This window comes from Methylobacterium sp. D54C, assembly GCF_053345595.1.
On sequence record NZ_JBKFAK010000030.1, the window covers coordinates 14,876 to 31,916 of the forward strand.

20 protein-coding genes are annotated in these 17,041 nt (G+C 73.0%); 6 read left to right on the top strand and 14 right to left on the bottom strand.

The window, feature by feature from the left end; all coding sequences use genetic code 11:
- Position 1: 1 nt before the first annotated feature.
- Entirely contained in the window at positions 2–2,524 is a 2,523-nt protein-coding gene (locus ACLBYB_RS29230; RefSeq protein WP_447700883.1) for an MFS transporter, read from the bottom strand.
- A 317-nt stretch (positions 2,525–2,841) separates the two neighbouring features.
- Between ACLBYB_RS29230 and ACLBYB_RS29235 the strand changes: the two genes are divergently transcribed.
- The 5 genes from ACLBYB_RS29235 (at position 2,842) to ACLBYB_RS29255 (ending at position 6,092) form a co-directional block, all read left to right on the top strand.
- Positions 2,842–3,504 (top strand): response regulator transcription factor, encoded by a 663-nt coding sequence (locus ACLBYB_RS29235; RefSeq protein ID WP_056526642.1) that lies wholly within the window; start codon positions 2,842–2,844, stop codon positions 3,502–3,504.
- Between the two features lie 331 nt (positions 3,505–3,835).
- The gene (locus ACLBYB_RS29240) at positions 3,836–4,207 is read left to right on the top strand and encodes a response regulator transcription factor (RefSeq protein ID WP_056526640.1); all 372 of its coding nucleotides are present in this window, start codon (positions 3,836–3,838) and stop codon (positions 4,205–4,207) included.
- A 260-nt stretch (positions 4,208–4,467) separates the two neighbouring features.
- The gene (locus ACLBYB_RS29245) at positions 4,468–5,205 is read left to right on the top strand and encodes a sensor histidine kinase (protein ID WP_447700884.1); all 738 of its coding nucleotides are present in this window, start codon (positions 4,468–4,470) and stop codon (positions 5,203–5,205) included.
- A 246-nt stretch (positions 5,206–5,451) separates the two neighbouring features.
- The gene (locus tag ACLBYB_RS29250) at positions 5,452–5,745 is read left to right on the top strand and encodes a hypothetical protein (RefSeq protein WP_020094713.1); all 294 of its coding nucleotides are present in this window, start codon (positions 5,452–5,454) and stop codon (positions 5,743–5,745) included.
- A 71-nt stretch (positions 5,746–5,816) separates the two neighbouring features.
- Positions 5,817–6,092, top strand: coding sequence for a hypothetical protein (locus tag ACLBYB_RS29255; RefSeq protein WP_053621787.1), 276 nt, complete (start codon positions 5,817–5,819; stop codon positions 6,090–6,092).
- 24 nt (positions 6,093–6,116) lie between these two features.
- Here ACLBYB_RS29255 and ACLBYB_RS29260 read toward each other — a convergent pair whose 3' ends face one another.
- The 8 genes from ACLBYB_RS29260 to ACLBYB_RS29295 all read right to left on the bottom strand — a co-directional run bounded on the left by ACLBYB_RS29260 (position 6,117) and on the right by ACLBYB_RS29295 (position 12,737).
- Positions 6,117–6,329: a hypothetical protein gene (locus ACLBYB_RS29260; RefSeq protein ID WP_427508336.1), complete on the bottom strand. Its 213-nt coding sequence runs from the start codon at positions 6,327–6,329 to the stop codon at positions 6,117–6,119.
- A 59-nt stretch (positions 6,330–6,388) separates the two neighbouring features.
- Positions 6,389–7,708, bottom strand: coding sequence for a lipopolysaccharide biosynthesis protein RfbH (rfbH, locus tag ACLBYB_RS29265; protein WP_447700885.1), 1,320 nt, complete (start codon positions 7,706–7,708; stop codon positions 6,389–6,391).
- Positions 7,709–7,854: 146 nt separating this feature from the next.
- Complete coding sequence (locus ACLBYB_RS29270; RefSeq protein WP_447700886.1) at positions 7,855–8,394, bottom strand: dTDP-4-dehydrorhamnose 3,5-epimerase family protein; 540 nt, start codon at positions 8,392–8,394, stop codon at positions 7,855–7,857.
- Positions 8,394–9,302 (bottom strand): NAD-dependent epimerase/dehydratase family protein, encoded by a 909-nt coding sequence (locus ACLBYB_RS29275; RefSeq protein ID WP_447700887.1) that lies wholly within the window; start codon positions 9,300–9,302, stop codon positions 8,394–8,396. The genes ACLBYB_RS29270 and ACLBYB_RS29275 overlap by 1 nt, the downstream gene beginning before the upstream one ends.
- On the bottom strand, positions 9,287–10,057 hold the full coding sequence (gene rfbF / locus ACLBYB_RS29280) for a glucose-1-phosphate cytidylyltransferase (RefSeq protein WP_447700888.1): 771 nt from the start codon (positions 10,055–10,057) through the stop codon (positions 9,287–9,289). Before rfbF ends, ACLBYB_RS29275 begins: the two co-directional genes overlap by 16 nt.
- A gap of 58 nt (positions 10,058–10,115) precedes the next feature.
- On the bottom strand, positions 10,116–11,204 hold the full coding sequence (gene rfbG, locus ACLBYB_RS29285; protein ID WP_447700889.1) for a CDP-glucose 4,6-dehydratase: 1,089 nt from the start codon (positions 11,202–11,204) through the stop codon (positions 10,116–10,118).
- Positions 11,205–11,240: 36 nt separating this feature from the next.
- Positions 11,241–12,185 (bottom strand): glycosyltransferase family 2 protein, encoded by a 945-nt coding sequence (locus ACLBYB_RS29290; protein WP_447700890.1) that lies wholly within the window; start codon positions 12,183–12,185, stop codon positions 11,241–11,243.
- Between the two features lie 210 nt (positions 12,186–12,395).
- Positions 12,396–12,737 (bottom strand): hypothetical protein, encoded by a 342-nt coding sequence (locus ACLBYB_RS29295; RefSeq protein ID WP_447700891.1) that lies wholly within the window; start codon positions 12,735–12,737, stop codon positions 12,396–12,398.
- 64 nt (positions 12,738–12,801) lie between these two features.
- Between ACLBYB_RS29295 and ACLBYB_RS29300 the strand changes: the two genes are divergently transcribed.
- Entirely contained in the window at positions 12,802–13,134 is a 333-nt protein-coding gene (locus ACLBYB_RS29300) for a hypothetical protein (protein WP_056526737.1), read from the top strand.
- Here the strand turns inward: ACLBYB_RS29300 and ACLBYB_RS29305 are convergent.
- The 5 genes from ACLBYB_RS29305 to ACLBYB_RS29325 form a co-directional block, all read right to left on the bottom strand.
- The gene (locus ACLBYB_RS29305) at positions 13,119–13,565 is read right to left on the bottom strand and encodes a hypothetical protein (protein ID WP_020094707.1); all 447 of its coding nucleotides are present in this window, start codon (positions 13,563–13,565) and stop codon (positions 13,119–13,121) included. The genes ACLBYB_RS29300 and ACLBYB_RS29305 overlap by 16 nt on opposite strands.
- Positions 13,566–13,691: 126 nt before the next feature.
- Positions 13,692–14,024, bottom strand: a complete 333-nt coding sequence (locus tag ACLBYB_RS29310) for a hydroxyisourate hydrolase (RefSeq protein ID WP_100253028.1) — start codon at positions 14,022–14,024, stop codon at positions 13,692–13,694.
- Positions 14,021–15,454: an amidase gene (locus ACLBYB_RS29315; RefSeq protein WP_447700892.1), complete on the bottom strand. Its 1,434-nt coding sequence runs from the start codon at positions 15,452–15,454 to the stop codon at positions 14,021–14,023. Before ACLBYB_RS29315 ends, ACLBYB_RS29310 begins: the two co-directional genes overlap by 4 nt.
- Positions 15,451–16,203, bottom strand: coding sequence for an aspartate/glutamate racemase family protein (locus ACLBYB_RS29320; RefSeq protein ID WP_447700893.1), 753 nt, complete (start codon positions 16,201–16,203; stop codon positions 15,451–15,453). The genes ACLBYB_RS29315 and ACLBYB_RS29320 overlap by 4 nt, the downstream gene beginning before the upstream one ends.
- Positions 16,204–16,221: 18 nt before the next feature.
- Positions 16,222–17,040, bottom strand: coding sequence for an ABC transporter permease (locus ACLBYB_RS29325; protein ID WP_100253025.1), 819 nt, complete (start codon positions 17,038–17,040; stop codon positions 16,222–16,224).
- Between the last annotated feature and the right edge of the window lies 1 nt (position 17,041).

Consider the following 17,041-nt stretch of genomic DNA (forward strand, 5'->3'; position numbering starts at 1 on the left):
CTCAGCCGGCGGCGGCGGGCTCGGCCGCGGCACCGCCCGCCGCGCCCGGCTCGGCCGCCGGCAGCTCGACCGCGAAGGTCGCGCCCGGCCCGTCGTTGTTCCCGCCGGTCAGCGTGCCGCCATGGGACTCGACGATGGTCCGGCAGATCGCGAGGCCGATGCCCATCCCGTCGCGCTTGGTGGTGAAGAACGGGCTGAACAGCCTGGGCAGCTGCTCCGGATCGATGCCGGTGCCGCTGTCGACGACCGCGATCCGCAGCCGGCCCGGCGCGGGGGCGGTCAGCGCGATCCGCAGCGCGCGGCGGGGCTCGGGCAGGTCGCGCACGGCGTGCAGGCCGTTCGTCACGAGGTTGACCACGACCTGCTGCAGCTCGACGCGGTCGGCCAGGACGCGCGCCTCGGTCGCGGCGATCACCGTCCGCACCGTCGCCCCGGCCGCCAGGATCTCCCGGTCGAGGAGGGTCGCGACCTCCGCCAGGAGGGAGCCCAGGTCGAGGATCTCGGGCTGGCTGCGGTCGCGGCGGAGCTGCTCGCGCGTCCGCTGCACGATCCGGCTCGCCCGCATGCCGTCGCGGACGGCGCGCTCGGCCGCCCGCGCGGCCGCCTCGAGGTCCGGCGTCTCGCGCCGCAGCCAGCGCAGGCAGGCCTCGGCGCTCATCACCATGGCGCCGATCGGCTGGTTGACCTCGTGGGCGATGGAGGCGGAGATCGCCCCGACGGTCGAGACCCGGCCCGCGCGGGCGAGCTCGGCCTGGGCCGCGAGCAGGGCCTCCTTGGCGCGCTCCCGCTCGGTCACGTCGACCATCGCGCAGGCAACCCGGTCGAGGGCCGCCTCGTCGTCCGGCAGCGCCACGACGAGGATCGCGGTCACCTCCCGCCCGTCGGTGCGGATCAGGCGGCCCTGGGCCTCGAAGCGGCCGCCCGCCCGGTCGATCCGCTGCAGGAGCGGCAGGACGAGGTCGTTGCCCGGCGGCAGGAAGCGGCTCATCGAGCCGAGCACCGCCTCGCGGGAGCCGCAGCCGAGGAGCCGCACCGTCGCGTCGTTGACGTCGACCAGCGCGATCCGCCGGGCGCAAGCGGCGACGAGCGCGGCGTCGGCCTGCCCGCGGAGGTCGGGCCCGAGGGCGCCGGCGGCCCGCGCCTCGGCGAGGTGGGCCTGCGCCTCGGAGAGATCGACCTCGCACAGCGCGACGTGGCTCTGCTCGAACAGCGCGCGGTAGCGGCGCTCGCTCCGGGCGAGCGCGTCCAGCGCCCGCCGCCGGGCGCTCGTGTCGAAGGCGATGAGGCTGATCCCGCCGGTCAGCGCGAGGTAGAAGCCGACCGCGGTCAGGCCGCTCTGCGCGGCCAGCGCCTGGGCGATCATCGGCGAGAAGGCGCCGCCGATGATGCCGCCGACGTTGAACGCCACGGAAGTCCCCGTGTAGCGCACCTGCGGCGGGAACAGGCTCGGCAGCCACGCGCCGAGCGGCCCGTTGACGAAGCCCATCACCCACAGGGCGAAGGCCAGGAAGGCGAAGATGGTCGCGAGGGAGCCGCTGCCGAGCATCGGCGCCAGCAGGATCCCCGACACGATGGTCCCGGCGCAGCCGACGATCAGCACCCGGGCCGGGTCGAGCCGGTCCGACAGCCAGCTCGCGACGACGATGGCGGCGGCCATGAACAGGATCGCGCCGAGCTCGACCGTCAGGAACGAGGCCCGGGAGTAGCCGAGCGTCGTTGTGCCATAGCCGAGCGCGAAGGCGGTGGCGGTCCAGAACAGGGAGAAGCACGCGACGACGCCGAACATCCCGGCGACGACCTGCCCGGCATGGTCGCGCATCAGCGCGACGAGGGGGACGCGCGGGGGCTGCGCGTCCTTCACGGCGGCGGCGAACTCCTCGGTCTCGCCGAGATTCGTGCGGACCCAGAGCCCGAGCCAGACCAGGGGCACGCTGAGCAGGAAGGGCACCCGCCAGCCCCAGTCCGCGAACTGCTCCGCGCTGAGGGTCAGGGTCAGGACGAGGAACAGGCCGTTGGCCACGAAGAAGCCGAGGGGCGCTCCGAGCGGCGCGAACATCGCGTAGCGGGCGCGCCAGCCCGGCGGGGCGTTCTCCAGCGCCAGCAGGGCGGCCCCGCTCCACTCGCCGCCGAGCGCCAGGCCCTGCCCGAACCGGAGGAGGCAGAGCAGGACGGGGGCGAGCCAGCCGGCCAGCGCGAAGGTGGGCAGCAGCCCGATGGCCGAGGTCGTGAGCCCCATCAGCAGGAGCGAGGCGACCAGCGTCGCCTTGCGCCCGATCCGGTCGCCGAAATGCCCGAAGACCGCGCCGCCGATCGGCCGGGCCACGAAGGCGAGGCCGAAGCTCGCGTAGGCGCTGATCAGCTCCGCCGATTGCAGCGCCGCCGGGAAGAACAGCGGCCCGAAGATCAGGCTCGCCGCCGTGGCGTAGATGTAGAAGTCGTAGAACTCGACCGTCGTGCCGATCAGGCTCGCGAGGAGGACCCGCGCCGTCGTCTGCCTGGGACGCGCGTCGCCCACCGCACTCATCTCCGCGCCTCGCTGCACAGCCTGTCGGACGGGCGCGCGGCCGGAGGAGGCGGGCGGCCGCGAGTCCCGGGCCGGGAGGCGCTGACCTCGCCGGAGGTTGAGCCAGTCCCGGGGACAGTGCAACCGCTCATAGCCACAAGCTTGGCCGCGAGTCGATAGGCGCGTCGGGAGCGGTCCGGCGAGCGGCCATTCGGGGCGACCCGTGCCGGCGGTCCGCGCCGTCCACAGACGGTCGGCTTGATCGGGCGCGGATACAACCTGTAAGCACTGCCCGTGCGGGCAGCCTGTCAGAGGCGCGCGGGGACTCGTCGATCACGATGTCAGGCAACGTCCGGGGTGGCGCGGCGAAGCCCGGCGCCGACACGGCCTCACCGCTGGTGGTCATCGTCGAGGACGACGAGGGCGTCCGCGAAGGTCTGCAGGACCTTCTGCACTCCGTCGGGCTCGACACCCTCGCCTACGGCGCGACGCGCGACCTCCTCGCGGCGACGCTGCCGGACCGCCCGGGCTGCCTGATCCTCGATGTGCGGCTGCCCGGATCCAGCGGCCTCGACCTGCAGGCGAAGCTCGCCGCGATGGGCAACCGCATGCCGATCATCTTCATGACCGGCCACGGCGACATCCCCATGACCGTCCAGGCCATGAAGGCGGGCGCGCTCGATTTCCTGACCAAGCCGTTCCGCGATCAGGACATGCTCGACGCCATCGCGGTCGCGATCGAGCGGGATAGGACCCGGCGGGCGTCGAGCGCGGGGGTCGCCGAGCTCGAGGCGCTGGCCGCGACCCTGACGGCGCGGGAGGCCGAGGTGATGGCACAGGTCGTCAAGGGGCTGCTCAACAAGCAGATCGCCCACGCCCTCGGAATCAGCGAGATCACGGTCAAGATCCACCGGGGCAACGTCATGCGGAAGATGGCGGCCGGCTCCGTGGCCGACCTCGTGCGCAAGACCGAGCTGCTCAAGGCCCGGGCCGCCGTCTGAGCCGGCCCATCGCCCCGTCGCTTCCGCAGACCCGGCCCGGGCCGATCGGCGCGGAACGATGCCGGACATCGCCGCGTTGGCACCCGCACTGGACAGATTCGTCGCGGCGATCGGATCGGGGATCGGCGAAGAAGTCCTGCCTCAACTCGTGAAATCCATGTCTACCGGGTCGCGTCGCGGCGCCCCGGGTCCTGCGTTGCTGTGGCAGGACTCGGTTCATCGGGATGTGAGTCCGTCGCGCGTATCAAACCATCGTATAATTTCGTCGAAGCCGCCGCCGGCCCACAGAGGTGGGATCGATGCGCCTTCGAGAGGCGCCGGAGGGAGATTCGTGCCGGTCGGGAAGAAAGCGGTCGCGGTCGTGGACGACGACGAGGCGGTTCTGGACGCGACGTCCAGCTTCCTCGAGGCGTTGGGCTACGACGCGCGGGCCTTCAACTCGGGCGAGGCCTTCCTGGCCGCGATGGCCGGCAGCGACGTGTCGTGCCTGTTGACGGACGTGAACATGCCGGGGATCAGCGGCATCGAGTTGCAGGATCGCGTCCGGGAGCAGCGCCCTGCCCTGCCGGTCATCATGATGACCGCGCTAACCGACGACGCACTCCGGCGCCGGGCCCTCGCCGGGGGCGCCCGCGATCTCCTGCGCAAGCCGCTCGTGGCCGACGAGCTGATCCGCTGCTTGGAAGAGACGATCGGGGCCTGACGCCAGGGGCCTGCCGAGGAGCCCTGCCGATCCGTGACGGGATCGCCGGCCGGCTCCGAACCGGCATCGCGCGCCCGGACCCTAGAGACATGCCTGGGCGTGCCCAGGCACGTGGCCGTCACGAGCCCCGCTGGCACGCCGATCCGCGGCCGGTCCGGTTAGGACATCAAACCTCCGTATGATTCCGGCGCGGGCGGCCACGGTCCAAGGTCGCGCCATGGAAGCGGCGCGCCGTCGGCGGGCCGGACGAGGAGGCGGGGATGGGACTGACGATGGCGAGCCCGGGCGGGGCGCCCGACGAGGCCCTGCTGCGCGCGGAGACCGCCCGCAGCGCCATGGCCCGGCTGCTCGCCGTGGCCGGACACGACCTGAAGCAACCCCTGCAGGTGGCCCTCATGGCCATCGACCGCGCGGTCTCGGACGGCGTCGGTCCCCGGGCCGCGGCCCGGCTCGGCCTCGCCAGCGACGCGCTGGTGCGGCTCGGCCGCGAACTCGACGATCTGGCCCGCTCCTCCCAGGCCGGCAGCGTGGCGCCCCGGCTCGGTCCCGTCGCGGTCGCCCCGCTCCTGGAGGCGGTGGCGGCCGAGTGGGGGCCCTACGCCGACGCGGTCGGGGTGCGTGTCCGGGTCTGCGCCACGGCGCTGACGGTCACGAGCGAGGTCGCCATGCTGACGACCATCCTGCGCAACCTCGTCGGGAATGCCGTGAAGTATGCGGGCCCGGGCGGCCGCGTCGTCGTCGGATGCCGCCGCCGGCAGGGGCGCGTGGCGATCGAGGTGCACGACGGCGGTCCCGGCATCGCGCCCGAACGGCTGGCGGGCATCTTCGACGCCTTCGACCGTGCCGGACGCCGGGACGGGGCCGGTCTCGGGCTCGGCCTTCATATCGTCCGGCAGACCGCCGCGGCGCTCGATCACCCGGTCGCCGTGCGATCCCGGCGCGACCGGGGCTCGGTCTTCGGCGTGACCGCGCCCCGCCACCGTCCGGCATCCGCGTAGACGCCCCGGGACGGTCCCGACGGCGCCGCCGCCGCTGCGGAGGTCCGCCGTCCCGGTACCGCAGGCCGCGAAACGCCCGGACCGCGCGCGCAGGCCGCCGAAATCGGCGGCGTCCACGGCCACGCAGGCGTGCCGCGGCCACACGGCTTGCTCGCCAGGGTTGCTTGTGGAACCGTGTCGGCCTGAGACCCCGAAGAGGCGACGGATGCTCCGCACCGTGCTTTCGCAGACGGAGCGCGACCTGACATGACGGCTGGTGATCCGCCCAACAAGATGGCCGAAGTTGCCGGCCTTGCGGCCGCGATCGCCGACCACATCCTCGCGCAGCACGAGGCCGGGACCACGATCCCGCCGGACCAGTTCCGGATGCTGGTGAGCGCCGCCCGGATGCTCCTGGATAACGGCGTGGCTTGGCCGCCGTCGGTGACCTACCTCGTCATGGAAGTCGCCCGACGGGTCGAGGAGGCCGAGCCGCCGCCCAAGGGCGACGAGGTCGTGACGCACCTGGAGCAGGCGCTCGACGCGGCGAAACCCACCTGAGACACCTGAGACCGACCGTCAAGCGGCGGGCGCGCCGACTTCCCGCGGGATCGGCGCCCTATATGGGCCCTATGCCCACACTCGGTCTCAAGCTCCCGCTCCGGATCTGCGTCCTCGAGAACGCCGCCTGCGTCGAGGATGCCGGCGGCCGGCGCACCGGCTACGTCTACTGGGACGAGGGCCGTTCGGGAGGTGGTGACAGGCCCTTCACCCGCGCCGAGGCCATCGAGCAGGTCCGGATCATTGCGGGCGCCTGGGCCGGCGCCCTGGTCCACAGCGGCACCCTCGACACCGGCCCGGCGCCCGAGCCGGGTGCCGCCGCCGCCGAGCCGTCTCCGGAAGGCTGACCGCGCCCGGCCGAGCGGGATCCGCTACAGGCCGGTGCCGCTCACGTAGGAGACCGGCGCGCCCGGACCCGAACTCGTCGCGGAGGCCGCGACGGTGGCGGCGATCCAGTCGCCGTCGCTGGTCCCGGATGCCCGGCACTCCCGCGCCATGGCCCGCACTCGGCGGCGCCAGAGCCAGAGGCGGAGGGTGTGGATGAGGTCGTACATGGTCGGCCCCGCGCTGTCGCTCCCGTCCATGTGGGGCGCGCGGGCGGACCGCTCAAGCCTGCCGTCAGCACAGCGGCCGCAGGAGGCCGTCAGCCGGCGCCGAGTTCCCGCGACACCGCCGCCAGCATGTCGGCCATGTAGTCGAGCATCGGGTCTGTCAGGCCGGGCCAGACGCCGATCCAGAAGCTGTCGCGCATGATCTTGTCGGTGTGGATCAGCGGGGCGTGGACCCGGTAGGTCACGTCCCGGAAGGCGGGCTGCCGGGTCAGGTTGCCGGCGAACAGCAGCCGGGTCCCCACGCGCCTCTCTTCCAGGCGCGCTACGAGGGCGTTCCGATCGATAGGGGCCTCGTCCCGCACCGTCAGGAGGTAGCCGAACCAGCTCGGCTCCGAACCCGGGGTCGCCCGCGGTAAATGGAAGAGCCGGTCGAGACCGCGCTCCCGCAGGCGCCGCTCCACGCCGGCGAAGTTCGCGCGGCGGCGCGCCACGAAATGGTCGAGCTTGGTCAGCTGGCTCACCCCCAGGGCGGCCTGCATGTCACTGACCTTCAAATTATAGCCGATGTGAGAGTACGTGTACTTGTGATCGTAGCCGCGGGGCAGGTCACCGAGTTTCCAGCCGAAGCGGTTGCCGCAGGTGTTGTCGGTGCCGGGCTTGCAGTAGCAGTCCCGCCCCCAATCCCGAAACGACTCGACGATCTTGGCGAGCGGGCCCTTGTCCATCAGCACTGCGCCACCCTCGCCGGTGGTGATGTGGTGGGCCGGATAGAAGCTCAGGGTGGCGACGTCGCCGAAGGTCCCGACCCCCTGCCCGCCGATGGTCGCGCCGAACGCGTCGCAGCAATCCTCCACCAGCCAGAGACCGTGGCGGCGGCAGATCTCGGCCACGCGGATCGCGTCGAACGGGTTTCCGAGCGAGTGCGCGATCATCACCGCCCGGGTCTTCGGCGTCACCGCCGCCTCGAGGAGGTCCACATCGACGTTGTGCGTCTCGACGTCGACGTCGACGAAGACCGGCACGCAGCCGTGCTGCACGATCGGCGCGACGGTGGTCGGGAAGCCTGCCGCAACGGTGATCACCTCGTCGCCCGGCCGCAGGCGGCGCGCGCCGTGCTTCGGCGAGGTCAGCGCCGCGAAGGCCAGGAGGTTGGCGGCCGAGCCCGAGACGGTCAGCCGCGCATGCTTCCGTCCGAACGCCGCCGCGAGCTCCCGCTCGAACCGGTCGGCGTAGCGCCCCGCCGTCAGCCACATGTCGAGGGAGGCGTCGATCAGGTGGGCGCAATCCTCCGCGTCCATGACCTTGCCGGAGGGCGGGATGTAGGTCTCGCCAGGCACGAAGGCCGGTTTCCCCCGGGCTTCGAAATGCGTCCGGGCGAGGCTTAGGATCTCGGTGCGCAGGGCGTCGGTCATGGGGGCGAAACACTGTTGTCCGGTCGCGGGCCTCGGGCAGCTATACCGCGGGATACGCCCGGCGTGAGACTGACATCGGCGACGGGACCCGCCGCGATCGCGCCTGCGGTCCAGTCGGCGCGCCTGTCGCTGACTGGGCGCATGGCTCAGAACGGCGTGTGGAAGGCGTCGAGGCCGGGATGCAGGCGATCCCGGTCCGACAGGGTCGGGTACGCGATGCTCCAGTCGAACCCGAAGCTGTCCCAGCGGATCCCGGCATCGGCGGCGGGGGCGTGGACCGACGTGACCAGGTAGAGCAGCGTCGCCGCGCTGGAGCGCACGGCGAAGCCGTGGGCGCAGCCCTCCGGGATGTAGACGCCGGCGGGCGCCGCCCCGTCGAGGTCGAGGGCGACGGCGCGGCCGTAGCCGGGCGAGGCCCGGCGCAGGTCGAGGACGACGTCCGTCACTGTGCCGGACAAGCACCAGACGAGCTTCGCGTGCTGGTGGGGTGGCACCTGGAAATGCATGCCGCGGATCACGCCCCCCGCCGATGTGGAGCAGTAGACCTCGGCAAAATCGGTCCTCAGCCCCGCAGCGGCGAGGCTCGGCGCGTGCATCAGCTTGTGGAAGCTGCCGCGGGCATCGCGGCTGCCAGGCGCGCGGACGGCGAGCACGCCCGGAAGGTCGCTGGTCCGGATCTCGAACATCACTGCGCCGCCATCAGTTCGGTGAGGCCGCGATCCAGGCCGATGGCGGCGGACCAGTCGGGCAGGAGCGGCCCCATCCACGGCCGCATCACCTCCCGGGCCCGATAGGGCCGCGCCCCCCAGGCCACCGGAACGGGCCGCGCGCCGAGACGCTCGATGCGCGCCACGAGCGCGCGTAGCGAGAGCGTCTCGGGCCCGCGGAGCGCGAAGGCTTCCTGCATACGCGGCGGCGCCGCGCGGATCCTGTCCAGGGCGGCGCGGCTCCCCGACAGCACGTCGTCGACGTGGATCAGGTTGAGGCTCTGCTCGCCCGGGGACAGGTCGAGCCGTCGCCCCTCCCGCTGAGCCTGGAGCAGGGCCGAGACGAGCTTGCCGCGGCGATCCGCCGGTCCGTAGGTGTCCGGAAGCTTCAAGGTCAGGATCGCGAGGCCCTCCGCCTCGGCGTAGTAGGCCGCGATATCCTCGAAGGCCTGCTTGGTCGCCGCGTAGAGGGTCGCCGGATCGTAGCGATCACCCGCGAAATGCTGCCAGATCGTGCCGAAATTGACCATGTGCCGGACCCCGCAGCGCGCCATCGCGTCGAGGAGCTGCGTGCCGAACAGCAGGTTGGCCTGGATCAGCGGCGCCACATGGTCCGGCCCGTGGACGCCGACGAAGTGGGTGGCGGCGTGGATCACCGCCTCGGGCGCGAAGGCGCGCATCGCGGCGTGCAGCGTGTCCGTGGCGCCGTCGTGGCGCAGGATCGTCGCGCGCGGGTCGAGGAGCTCGGTGGCCGAGCCCGCCCGCACCAGGGCGCCGACGGCGATGTCGGCCTCTGCGAAGCCCCGGGTCAGGCGTCCGCCGATGAACCCGGTCGCGCCGGTGATGAGCAGGCGGCCGAAGGGCGGCGGCGCTACCACGTCTTCCACGGTGCCCGTCCCGACGCCCAGAGCGCCTCAAGGTTGGTCTTGTCCCGGAGCGTGTCCATCGCCTGCCAGAAGCCGTCGTGGATGAAGGCCTGCAGGTCGCCCTCCCGGGCCAGGCCCTCCAGGGGCTCGCGCTCCCAGACCGTCTCGTCGCCCGCGACCGTGTCGATCACCGACGGGGCGAGCAGGAAGAAGCCGCCGTTGATCCAGCCGCCCTCATTGTCGGGCTTCTCCTCGAAGGCCGTGACCCGGTCGCCGTCGAGGGCGAGGTAGCCGAAGCGCTTGTCGGGTCGCACCGCCGTTACGGTGGCGCGCTTGCCGTGGGCGCGGTGAAAGGCGATCTGCGCGGTGACATCGACGTCGCTGACGCCGTCGCCGTAGGTGAGCGCGAACATCTCCTCGCGCTCCAGGTGATGCCGGACGCGCTTCAGGCGGCCGCCCGTCATACTCTGGTCGCCCGTATCGACCAGCGTCACGGTCCAGGGTTCGGCGGTCTTCCGGTGGATCTCCATCCGGTTCTCGGCGATGTGCATGGTCACATCGCTCATGTGGAGGAAGTAGTTCGCGAAATATTCCTTGATGATGTACCCCTTGTATCCGAGGCAGATCACGAAGTCATTGATGCCGTGGCGGCTGTAGCCCTTCATGATGTGCCACAGGATCGGCCGGCCGCCGATCTCGACCATCGGCTTCGGCCGCGTGGCGGTCTCCTCGGACAGGCGCGTGCCAAGGCCGCCCGCCAGTATCACGGCTTTCACCGGCCGTCTCCCCGGCCCGTGGGGCGTGAGCGGAGGGTGGGGCGACGTGCGTGCATGATCAGGCGCTTTCCTCGTCTGCGTGGCCGGCTGCGAGCCGGCCATACTCCGCGATCTGGGCCGCGACGAGCGCCCGGGCGTCGGCGGGACGCGCGCTATAGTCGCGATACCACTCCATGGTCAGGCGCACCGTGTGGGCGAAGCCGAGCTGGGGGCGCCAGCCCAGCTCCGCCTCCGCCCTGGCCGCGTCGAGCTTGAGGATCCCGGCCTCGCGCAGGGCCGAGGCCTCGATCTGGACCGGGATGGGGTCGCCGCCCCAGGCGGTGAGCGCCTCCGCGATCAGCCGCCGCACCGCGACCTCGCTGGCGCGGGCCGGGCCGAAATTCCAGGCGCCGACCGCCGCGTCGTCGGCGGCGAGGAGCCGCGCGCCGAGCAGCAGGTAGCCGTGCAGGAGTTCGAGCACGTGCTGCCAGGGCCTGACCGCGTCCGGGTTCCGCAGTACGAGCGGCGCTCGGCTCCGGATGGCGCGGACGAGATCGGGCACGAGCCGGTCCTCGGACCAGTCGCCGCCGCCGATCACGTTGCCGCCGCGGGCGGTGGCGAGGCGCAGGCGCGATCCGGGCATCAGGGTCTGCCGGTAGCTGCCGGCCACGATCTCTGCGGCGGCCTTGCTGGCGCTGTAGGGATCCTTGCCGCCCAGCGGGTCGGATTCGCGGTAGCCCCAGACCCACTCGCGATTCTCGTAGCACTTGTCCGAGGTGACGCAGACGACCGCGTGGACCGAGTCGGTGTGGCGTGCCGCCTCCAGCACGTGGGCAGTGCCCATGACGTTGACCGCGAAGGTCTCGAGCGGGTCGGCGTAGGAGCGCCGGACCAGCGCCTGGGCCGCGAGGTGGAAGACGATCTCCGGACGGAACGCCGCCACGGCTCCGCGCACGGCCTCGGCCTCGCGGATATCCACGCAGGCGGATTGCATCCGGTCGGCGAGCGAGAGGTCGCGGAACAGGCTCGGCCGGTCGGCCGGAGGCGGCAAGGCGAGGCCCATCACCTCGGCGCCCTGATCGAGCAGCCAGGCGACGAGCCACGCGCCCTTGAAGCCTGTGTGACCCGTGACGAGGACGCGGGTGCCGCGGTAGCGCTCGAAGGTCATCTCAACGGTCCGGTCCGGCTGGGCATCGATCGGGGCTCACGCGACGGCCGGATCCGCCGCCCCCGCCGCGCCGGCCTCCGGAGGTGAGGGACGGCTCAGCGCGTCCCAGAAGAACCCGTACAGGTCGGGCGCGCTGATCCTCTGCTCCTGGGCGAACGGGCCGCACGCATCGAAGAACATCATCAGGACATACCGGATAAGCGCGGACTTGAGCGGGTCCGAATCGGCAAAATCGCCGAGCTTCGGCTTCAGCTGCTCGAAGAACTGGAACATGCCCGTATAGGCCTGCTTCGCCGCCGAAGTCGCCCGATGACTCTCCTGATTCTGATGCAACCGATACAGGAAGACGGCCTCGGGCGCGTAGAACACCTTCGACCCGCGGTTGAGAACGCCCACGAACGGGATCGTGTCGGAGAAGTAGGAGCCCGACAGCGTCGGCTGCCCGCCGGCGTCCAGCCACGCGGAGCGCCGGTAGAAGGTCGAGAAGATGGTGTTGATCTGGGAGTGGGCCGTCGGACTGGCGAAGTACTGCGTCAACCACGGCTCCGCGGCTTCGACCTGGGCGTGCGCCGAGAGCGGCTCGGCCCGGTGCAGGATCTGGCTCGCGCCGTCGATCAGGACCCGGCGCCCCAGCCCGACCTGAACGGCGTCGTCGGCCTCGAAGGCGGCCACCATCGTCGAGACGTAGGTGTTCGAGATGAGATCGTCGTCGCTCAGCAGTAGCATGTACTTGCCGCGCGCGTGCCGGACCGCGTCGGTCACGTTGGCCTCCATGGGCAGCGTGAACGACCGGGTGAGGACCGTGAGTCGATCGTTCCGGAGCTGGCCCAGGAAAGCGCCCGTGGCATCGGTGCTGGCGTTGTCGCTGATGATCAGCTCCAGGTTGCCGTAATCCTGCGTCGAGACGGAGCTCAGGGTCTGCGCCAGCAGCTCGAGACGGTTCAGGGTCGGCACGATTAGGGAAACCAGCGGCAGCGACATCGAACGGCTCTCTGACTGGATCGCCGAGGCGCCGGGGGCGGACGGCTCGGAGGCGCGCCGCGCGATTCGGACGGAACAGACCAAGAATGGCGTGACGCTGGGCAGACCTGCCAGAATCGAAGACCTGTGTCGATCAGAGCGCATGGATTCCGCCGTCGCTGGGCGTGATCCTCGATCGGCCCACGCCGCGCTCCTTCGGTGGACGAACTCTCAGGCCCTATCCCCGGGCAGACCCGCCCAGGCTTCGCGGACGAGCGCGAGGCGCCGCTCGGCCCGGGCCGCGTCCGCGTCCGCGACTTGGTCGAGCACGGCCTCCAGCGCCTCGGATCCGCCGAGCGCGGCGGCCGCCTCGCCCTGGCGGCGCATGGCGGAGCGGTGCGCCCGCATCGCCGGCCCGGCCTTCTGCCCGGCCTCGATCGCCTCCAGGGTGGCGATCAGGGCGGCCGCGAACGGGGCGACGTCGCGCCAAGTCGCCGCCGCGGGCGCTGGCTCGGGCGGGTGGGCACGCTCCGGCGGCGGTGCGGAGAAGTTGGTGGTGAGCGGGCGCTTCATGACGAACCTCCACGGGCGCGGTATCAGGGGGCCATCGGCCGGAGCGGAGCTGTACGAGGAGCGCATGGCCGAAAGGCGGAAGGGCACCGGGTCCGGCGAGGATAGCCTGTCGCGCCACATCCTCCCCAATGCCGGCACGATGGTCGGCGTCTGCACCACGCTGATCGGCCTCGTGAAGATCGCCGAGGGCTGGATCGGGCCGAGCCACGTCGACGAGGCCGCCGCCCTGACGGCGATCCTGTTCCTGGTCAGCGCGATCGCGTCCTACCTGTCGATCCGCCTGGACGACGGCGGCGATCTCTCGGTCACCCTGGAGCGCTGCGCCGACATCTGCTTCGTCATCGGGCTGATCGGCCTGACGCTGATCTCGGTCCTGTTCGCCTACGAGACGATCTGACGACGCGCGGCGCGGAGCCTGTCGGGCAGGGCCTCGCGGTCGGTCAGCGCCGCGGCCAGGACCGCGAACAGGCCGAGATGCAGGCCGAGCGCCGCCAGCCCGGGATCGCGCAGGGACCACAGGCCTGCCGCCCCGAGCGCCATGAGCGGCGGTCCGGCCACGTAGACGGCGCTCCGCCACCCGGCGGGCCGGCCGAGACGCCAGAAGCAGCCGGCCAGCGCCGCCAGGGCGAAGCCGCCCTTGAGCAGTGCCATGAAGCGGATCACCCGCACGAGGTCGGGATCGACGGGCGCCGCGGGGACCCGCGCGGCCGCGACGAAGGCCAGCGGAAGCGCGAGGATCGTCAGCGCGGCGAGCAGCAGGCGCGCCCGTGGGGCGCCGCGCGTCGCGGCCCCGGCCGCCGCCGGGATCGTCATCGCCTGAACCCGCATCGGCTTCCTCCTGCGCGCGCCGCGATCGGGGGCGAGTCTAGGCTCTCCGGAGGCTCCGGTCACCTCGCGGGGGAGGGCGGCCGGGCCGCGCCGTCGCGGGCCGGGTCCGAGGGCGGCGCGTGCGGCTTAACAGCCGCGGAACAGCGCCACCCCGAAGGCGGTGAATTTCAGCGGCAGGTGGCAGTGGCGGTCGGGGTCGTCGATCCGGAAGCGGATCGCCGCCTCCTCCAGGAACCCTTCCCCCGCGGCCCCGACGAAGTCCCCGATGACGAACACGACCTCGTAGAGGCCGGCGGCGAGCCGCGTCCGCACGACCGGATGGTCGAGGGTCCCGTCCGCCCCGAGGCGGCCCTCGGCGATCACCCGCCGCTTCCCCCCGGGGCGCAGGACGCGCACGCGCATCCCCTCGGCCGGCCGGCCCGTGGCGGCGTCGACGGCGTGGAGCGACAGGCCGGTCACGGGGTCCCGTCCTCCCACACCATCCGCCAGGGATGGGCCGCCTCGTAGGCGGCCGCCATCGCGACCAGGGTCTCGTCGCCGCCCCAGGGCGCCACGAGCTGGAACCCGATCGGCAGCCCGGCGCCCGAGGGTCGGCAGGGGATCGAGATCCCCGGGCAGCCGGCGGCGTTGACGAAGCCCGTGAAGGTCGCCGAGCCGCGGGGGCCCACCGGCACCCCGGCGATGCGCGGCGGATGGGTGTCCTCCGCCGGCCAGGGTAGCGCCGCGGCCGCGGGGGTCATGAGGACGTCGTGGTCGGCGAACAGGGCGGCGAGGTCCCGGCGCAGCGCCAGCGCCATCCGCTGCACCTCGAACAGGTCGGCCGCCGAGAGGGCCGCCCCGGCCTCCGCCAGGGCGCGGATGTCGGGGCCGAGCGCGTCGCGTCCGCCTGGATGCGCGCGCATCAGCCACGCGATGCCCGCTTGGCCGAGGACCGGCCACGCCTCTGTGATGGCGCTCGCCGCGTCGAAGCGGCCGGTCTCGACCCGGTGGCCGAGGCCGGCGAGGCGCCCGGCCGCCTCGGCGACGCTGTCGGCGATCTCGGGATCGACCGGGGCTGTCCCGAAGGCCGGGACGTGGAGGATCCGCAGCGGGCGCTCCGGCACCGCGGTGGTCCCGAACGGGCCGAAGCCGTGCGGCGCGACGGCATCCGGGTCGGCCGCCCCGAGGATCCGCATGGCCGTCGCGAGGTCGTTGACGGTGCGCGCCATCGGCCCGACCACCTCGAGGTCGAGCATGATCGGCGGCAGCCCGCCGGTCCGCGGCACCCGGCCGGCGGTGGGTTTCAGGCCGACGAGGCCGGTATGGGAGGCGGGCCGGCGGATCGAGCCGCCCGCGTCGGTCCCGAGCGCCAGGGGCCCGATCCCGGACGCCACCGCCGCCACGGCGCCGCCGCTGGAGCCCCCCGGCGTCAGCGCCGGATCCCACGGGTTCCGGGTGACGCCGTGGACCGGGTTGCCGGTGTAGCCCTGGACGGTCAGCTCGGGGACGTTGGTCTTGCCCAGGATCACCGCCCCGGCCGCGCGCAGGCGCGCCACCGGCGTCTCGTCGCGGTCGACGGCCTGCCCGGCCCCCTCGCCCGCGTAGAGCCGGCTGCCCCAGCCGGTCGCGAACCCGGCGACGTTCAGGCTGTCCTTGACGGTCAGCGGCACGCCGTCGAGGGGCCCGAGCGGTCGCCCCGCCCGCCAGCGCGCGGCGCTCGCCGCGGCGGCGCGCTCCGCGCCCTCGGGATCGACGGCGACGAGGGCTTTGAGCACCGGGTTCACGGCCTCGGCCCGCTCCAGGCAGGCGCGGGCGGCCGCGACCGGGCTCGCCGTCCCGGCGGCGTAGCGGCGGCCCAGGGCGGCGGCCGAGAGGGTCCAGAGCGGGCCGTCCGCGTCGATCCGGGTCATGACTCCTCCTCGCGATGGGCGATCCAGCGGGCGAGCGGCCCGGCGAGGCCGGTGGCCGGCTTGGCGGGCGGGCGGGCGAAACGGCCGGCCCGCGGCGGCCGCATCCCGAGCCGCACCAGGGCCTGCGCTTGGCCCAGGGCGGCCGCCAGCGGGTCGACGAGCGGCACCGGCACCGCGTCCCGCAGGGCCGTGGCGAGGCCGGCGAGCGGCGCGCCGGCCAGGATCACGACGTCGGCCCCCTCCCCCACCGCCCGCTCGGCCAGGGCCAGGATCTCGGGCCGAAGCTCGTCCTGCACCTCGGTCACGGCCTGGAACGGCCGGCGCACCGCGTGGAGGCCGGCGCAGCGCGCCGACAGCCCGGCCAGCGCCACCGCGTCCTCGTACCAGGGCAGCAGGGCGGGCGCGAAGGTGACGACCGCGAACCGCGCCCCGAGCTGGCAGGCGGTCAGCATCGCGGCCTCGGCCATGCCGACCACCGGCAGGTCGAACAGCTCCCGCGCGGCGACCAGACCGGGATCGCCGTAGGCGGCGATCACCGCGGCGTCGTGGCCGGAATGGTGGGCGGCGAGCGTCTCCAGCACCGCCGCCCCGGCGAGCTGCGCCTCGGCCCGGCTGGCGATGTAGGGCAAGCCGGTCGCGGCGGTGAGCGCGGTGATGTGCGCGTCGGGGGCGAGCGCCGCCTCGGCGGCCCGGGCCATGCGCGCGGTCATCGCCGTCGAGGTGTTGGGGTTGAGGAGCAGGATGCGCATGCGAGGGCTCCAGGCGCTTCAGCCCGCCATCCGGCGGGACAGGCCTGCGGCCCGCTCCATCACGGCGGCGAGCACCACGGTCACGAGGATCAGCAGGCTGGAGGCCGCCGCCACCGTGACGTCGAGGCGGCCCTCCAGGTCCTGCCACATGCGGATCGGCAGCATGTCGGTGGCGGCGTCGCGCAGGAACAGCGAGACCGGGACGTTGTCGAAGCTCGCCATGAAGGCGATGAAGCCCCCGGCCAGGATCCCGGGCCGGATCAGCGGCAGGGTCACCCGGCGGAAGGTGTAGAGGCGCGAGGCGCCGAGCGAGGTCGAGCTCTCGAGGAGCACCGGGTCCATCTGCGACAGGGCCGCGACGGTGGTGCGGACCACGTAGGGCACGCAGACCACGGTGTGACCGAGGACGAGGGTCAGCGGCGAGACCGGGATGCCGGCGAGGCTGAACAGCATCAGCGCCGCGAGCCCGAAGGCCAGGGCCGGCAGGACCAGCGGCGACAGGAACAGGCTGTCGAGGAGCCGCGCGGAGAGCCGCCGCGACCGGGCGATGGCGAGCGCCGCGGCGGTGCCCAGAACCACCGACAGCAGGGTCGTCCAGCCCGCCACCACGAGGCTGTTCCAGGCGGCGGCCCGGAGCTGCTCGGCCTCCGCGAGCGCCGCGTACCAGCGCAGCGAGTAGCCCGGCGGCGGGAAGCGCAGGGAGAAGCCGCTGGTGAACGACACCACCACGACGATCACGGTGGGCGCCGCCAGCAGGACGAGGCAGAGCCCGGCCAGCAGAAGCACCGCGCCGTGGAAGCTGAACCAGTCGAGATCGCGCCGCAGGCTCGTCCGCATG

Excerpts from the sequence above, each read along its gene's own strand:
- ACLBYB_RS29230 (WP_447700883.1), bottom strand. The coding sequence starts at position 2,524 with ATGAGTGCGGTGGGCGACGCGCGTCCCAGGCAGACGACGGCGCGGGTC.
- ACLBYB_RS29235 (WP_056526642.1), top strand. The coding sequence starts at position 2,842 with ATGTCAGGCAACGTCCGGGGTGGCGCGGCGAAGCCCGGCGCCGACACG.
- ACLBYB_RS29245 (WP_447700884.1), top strand. The coding sequence starts at position 4,468 with ATGGGACTGACGATGGCGAGCCCGGGCGGGGCGCCCGACGAGGCCCTG.
- ACLBYB_RS29250 (WP_020094713.1), top strand. The coding sequence starts at position 5,452 with ATGACGGCTGGTGATCCGCCCAACAAGATGGCCGAAGTTGCCGGCCTT.
- ACLBYB_RS29255 (WP_053621787.1), top strand. The coding sequence starts at position 5,817 with ATGCCCACACTCGGTCTCAAGCTCCCGCTCCGGATCTGCGTCCTCGAG.
- ACLBYB_RS29260 (WP_427508336.1), bottom strand. The coding sequence starts at position 6,329 with ATGGACGGGAGCGACAGCGCGGGGCCGACCATGTACGACCTCATCCAC.
- rfbH (WP_447700885.1), bottom strand. The coding sequence starts at position 7,708 with ATGACCGACGCCCTGCGCACCGAGATCCTAAGCCTCGCCCGGACGCAT.
- ACLBYB_RS29270 (WP_447700886.1), bottom strand. The coding sequence starts at position 8,394 with ATGTTCGAGATCCGGACCAGCGACCTTCCGGGCGTGCTCGCCGTCCGC.
- rfbG (WP_447700889.1), bottom strand. The coding sequence starts at position 11,204 with ATGACCTTCGAGCGCTACCGCGGCACCCGCGTCCTCGTCACGGGTCAC.
- ACLBYB_RS29290 (WP_447700890.1), bottom strand. The coding sequence starts at position 12,185 with ATGTCGCTGCCGCTGGTTTCCCTAATCGTGCCGACCCTGAACCGTCTC.
- ACLBYB_RS29295 (WP_447700891.1), bottom strand. The coding sequence starts at position 12,737 with ATGAAGCGCCCGCTCACCACCAACTTCTCCGCACCGCCGCCGGAGCGT.
- ACLBYB_RS29300 (WP_056526737.1), top strand. The coding sequence starts at position 12,802 with ATGGCCGAAAGGCGGAAGGGCACCGGGTCCGGCGAGGATAGCCTGTCG.
- ACLBYB_RS29305 (WP_020094707.1), bottom strand. The coding sequence starts at position 13,565 with ATGCGGGTTCAGGCGATGACGATCCCGGCGGCGGCCGGGGCCGCGACG.
- ACLBYB_RS29315 (WP_447700892.1), bottom strand. The coding sequence starts at position 15,454 with ATGACCCGGATCGACGCGGACGGCCCGCTCTGGACCCTCTCGGCCGCC.
- ACLBYB_RS29320 (WP_447700893.1), bottom strand. The coding sequence starts at position 16,203 with ATGCGCATCCTGCTCCTCAACCCCAACACCTCGACGGCGATGACCGCG.
- ACLBYB_RS29325 (WP_100253025.1), bottom strand. The coding sequence starts at position 17,040 with ATGCGGACGAGCCTGCGGCGCGATCTCGACTGGTTCAGCTTCCACGGC.